General features: G+C 74.2%; 3 protein-coding genes. All 3 read right to left on the bottom strand.

Annotated features, from left to right (window positions below; all coding sequences use genetic code 11):
• Positions 1-179 precede the first annotated feature (179 nt).
• Positions 180-1,964, bottom strand: a complete 1,785-nt coding sequence (locus tag AB0J52_RS30550) for an ABC-F family ATP-binding cassette domain-containing protein (protein WP_500186131.1) — start codon at positions 1,962-1,964, stop codon at positions 180-182.
• A 7-nt stretch (positions 1,965-1,971) separates the two neighbouring features.
• A complete protein-coding gene (locus AB0J52_RS30545; RefSeq protein ID WP_500186132.1) occupies positions 1,972-2,880 on the bottom strand; it encodes a 4-(cytidine 5'-diphospho)-2-C-methyl-D-erythritol kinase in 909 nt (302 codons plus the stop codon).
• Positions 2,881-3,000: 120 nt separating this feature from the next.
• Positions 3,001-4,014: glycoside hydrolase family 26 protein (locus AB0J52_RS30540; RefSeq protein WP_500186130.1), on the bottom strand; the 1,014-nt coding region annotated here is incomplete at its 5' end.

Here is a 4,014-nt window from a genome sequence, read left to right as displayed (position 1 = left end):
GTCGACACCGCCTTCGCCGCGCTGCTGGAACGCGAGCACGCCTTCCTCGACGCGCTCGGCCCCGCCGACCGCGAGACGCTCGGCGGGCTCCTCCGCACGCTCCTGGTGCCCTTCGACACCGACCAGGACTGAGCCGGGGACGAAGGGCGGGCTGGGGGACCAAGGGCCGACCGGGTCGGTCAGGCGTCCTCGGCGAGCATGAGCCACTCTTCCTCGACCTCGGCCGCCTCGGCCTGCAGGGCCTTCAGCTGCCCGTCCAGCTCCTGCAGCTTGGCGTAGTCGGTCGCGTGGGCGGCGAGCTGCTCGTGCAGGGCGGCCTGCTGCTTGGCCAGCTTGTCGAGGCGCCGCTCCAGGCGGTCGAGCTCCTTGCGGGCCTTCCAGTCCTGGCCGCTGCCCTTGGGCTTGGCGGCGGACTGCGCGGCGGTCTGCGCCGTGGCCTGCGCGGCGCGGACGGCCTCGGCGGTCTTCGTCGTGGCCCCGCCGGACGCGCGCCGGTCGAGGTACTCGTCGATGCCGCCGGGCAGGAACGAGACCTTGCCGTCGCCGAGCAGCGCGACCACCCGGTCGGTGACGCGCTCCAGGAAGTACCGGTCGTGGCTGACGACCACCAGGGTGCCCGGCCAGCCGTCCAGGATGTCCTCGAGCTCGGTGAGGGTCTCGATGTCCAGGTCGTTGGTCGGCTCGTCCAGCAGCAGCACGTTCGGCTCGCCCATCAGCAGCCGCAGGACCTGCAGCCGGCGGCGCTCCCCGCCGGACAGGTCGCCGACCGGCGTCCACTGCCGGTCGCTGCGGAAGCCGAGCCGCTCCAGCAGCTGGGACGCCGTCCACTCCCGCTTGCCCACGGTGATCCGGCGCTTGATCTCCTCGACCGACTCCAGGACGCGCCGGGACGGGTCCAGCTCGTCGAGGTTCTGGGACAGGTGGGCCAGCTGGACGGTCTTGCCCCGGACGACCTTTCCGGACGCGGGCTCGACGTCGCCGTCCAGCAGGCGCAGCAGCGTGGACTTCCCGCTGCCGTTCACGCCGACCAGGCCGAGCCGGTCGCCGGGGCCGAGCTGCCAGGTCAGCCGCTCGAAGATGTCGTTGCCGCCGACCGTGACCGTCACGTCCTCCAGGTCGAAGACGGTCTTGCCCAGCCGGGCGGTCGCGAACTTTGTCAGCTCGACCGAGTCGCGCAGCGGCGGCTCGTCGGCGATGAGGGCCTGCGCGGCGTCCACCCGGAACTTGGGCTTGGACGTGCGGGCCTGCGGGCCGCGGCGCAGCCACGCGAGCTCCTTGCGCAGCAGGTTCTGCCGCTTGGCCTCGGTCGCGGCGGCGATCCGGGAGCGCTCGGCCTTCGCCAGGACGAACGCCGAGTAGCCGCCCTCGTACCGCTCGACCTTGCCGTCCACGACCTCCCAGGTGCGGTCGGTGACCTCGTCCAGGAACCAGCGGTCGTGGGTGACGACCAGCAGCGCGACCCGGCGGGCCTTCAGGTGCCGGGCGAGCCAGTCGATCGCCTCGATGTCCAGGTGGTTGGTCGGCTCGTCCAGGACGAGCAGGTCGGACTCGGGGACCAGCAGGCGCGCGAGCGCCACCCGGCGGCGCTCGCCGCCGGACATCCCGGCGATGGGAGCGTCGAGCGGCAGGTCCGACAGCAGGCCGGACAGGACCTCCCGGACGCGGGTGTCGCCCGCCCACTCGTGCTCGGGCCGGTCGCCCAGCACCACCGAGCTGACGGTCGCGCCGTCCGGGAACTCGTCGCGCTGGGTCAGGTAGCCCATGCGGAGCCCGCGGGTGTGGGTGACGCGGCCGTCGTCCGGCTCCAGCAGGCGCGCGAGGATCGCGACGAGGGTGGACTTGCCGCCCCCGTTGCGTCCGACGACGCCGATCCGGTCGCCCTCGTCCAGGCCCAGGGACACCCCGCTCAGCAGCGGGGCCGGTCCGTACGACTTGCTGATGTTCTCAACGTTGATCAGATTCACGGCGTCCTCAGACTACCGTCGCGCCGGGGACGGGTCCGTGCGCGCACACGACCTGCCGCGCCACGCCCGCCCGGGCGAGCGCGGCGGCGAGGTCGGCCGCGTGGTCCGCCGAGCCGGCGAGGAACGCGGTGGTCGGGCCGGACCCGGAGACCAGCGCGCCGATCGCGCCCAGCTCGCGGCCCGCGTCCAGGGTGCGGCGCAGCGACGGGCGCAGCGTCAGCGCGGCCGGCTGCAGATCGTTGGTCAGGGCCGCGCCGAGCGCGCGGGCGTCCCCGGCGGCCAGCGCCTTCATCAGCTCGTCCGTCGGCGGCGGCCACGGGACGGGCTCGCCGCTCGCCGCCCGCAGCCGGTCGCACTCGGCGTACACGGCCGGGGTGGACAGGCCGCCGTCCGCCAGTGCGAACACCCAGTGGAAAGTGCCGGACGTCTCGACGGGCGTGAGCCGCTCGCCGCGTCCGAGCCCGATCGCCGTGTCGCCGAGCAGCGCGAACGGCACGTCACTGCCGATCTCTGCGGCCAGCTCGGGCAGCCCGGCCAGGGCGGGCTCGGCGTTCCAGAGGCGGGCGCAGGCGAGCAGCGCCGCGGCGGCGTCGGCGCTGCCGCCGGCCATGCCGCCCGCGACCGGGATCGCCTTGCGGATGCGGAGCTCCACGTTCGGCTCGACACCGAGCCGGCCGGCCAGCAGCCGGGCGGCGCGCAGCGCGAGGTTGTCCGCGTCGACCGGGACGTCCTCGATCGCGACCTGCGCGTCCGGGGCGGCCTCGACGGTCACCCGGGGGGCGTCCGCGGGGACGGCCGTCACCTCGTCGAACAGCGACACGGCGTGGAAGACGTTGACCAGGTCGTGGTAGCCGTCGTCCCGGAGGGGCCCGACGCCGAGCTGGAGGTTCACCTTCGCGGGGACGCGCACCGTCACTGAAGTCACGCCTACCGAGCGTACGGTAAGCGCCGCCCCCGCCGAGCCGTCTGGGCGGGGACGCCTCGCGCCGGGACGTCAGGAGCGGCGGGGGGACGGTCAGGAGCCCGGGGGGGACGGTCAGGAGCCGGGGGTGACGGGGAGGTTGCGGGGGTTGAAGAACGGGGTGGTCGCCAGCTCGCGCAGCGCCGAGACGGCCCGCTGGTCGCCGGAGACCGAGAACCGGTGCGCCTGGTCGCGCGGCTCGGCGGCGTCCTCGTCGGAGTCGTAGTAGGCGACGGCCTTCACCTGCGGGTGCTCCTGCAGGTACTGGCTGGCGTTGCGCAGCCACTCGGCCCGCCGCGAGCCGTAGGACGCCGGGACGCCGAACTCGCCGATCATCACCGGGCGCGGGTGGTGCTGCGCCCACTCCATGAACCTGCGGGCCGCCTCGGACAGGTCGCGGTAGTCGTAGTCGGCGCCCGGGTAGACGTCGGCGCAGACCCAGTCGACCTCCTCGTCGCCCGGGTAGTACTTCGGCGCGACGTCGGGGAAGCCGCGCGCCGACGGGCACCAGACCCAGGCGACGTTGTCCACCTTCTCCTCGGTGAAGACCAGCCGCAGGTGCTTCCACGCCGCCGCGTAGTCCGCCGGGTCGTGGATCTTGGACGAGGCGCCGAACCGGTCCATGTCCGGCTGCCAGCGCAGGAAGACCGGCTTGCCGGTCGCCTTCAGCGCGCGGGCCCGCTGCCGGACCATGTCGTCGAACCGGCCCGCGAGGATCTGCTTGGTGTCGCCCGCCGACCAGGTCAGCAGCAGGTACCGGTCGCTCGCGAGGACGGCCTTGTCGGCGTCGTCCGGGAACTCGGCCTTCCAGCCGTGGTAGCTCTGCGCGATGTCCAGCCTGCGGCCGAGCTGCCGCTCGAAGCCCTGGAGCGCGGCCATCGACGCCGGGGCCGAGGACGACTCGTCCGGGCGGCTCGGCGTCACCGGCTTCGACGGCTTCGGCGAGGACGGCTTCGGGGAGCCGCTCGGAAGCGCGGTGCGCTCGTCCGGGGAGACCCACGCGCCGAAGTACGCGCCGCGCTGCGGCGGGGTCGGCGCGACGCCCTGCTTCACCGTGGTGGTGATCCGCGGGGTGGCGCGCGCACCGTC

The sequence above is a fragment of the Spirillospora sp. NPDC049652 genome (assembly GCF_040675125.1).
In the GTDB taxonomy this organism is placed as follows: domain Bacteria; phylum Actinomycetota; class Actinomycetes; order Streptosporangiales; family Streptosporangiaceae; genus Spirillospora.
This window is presented reverse-complemented; position numbering and strand designations above follow the sequence as displayed.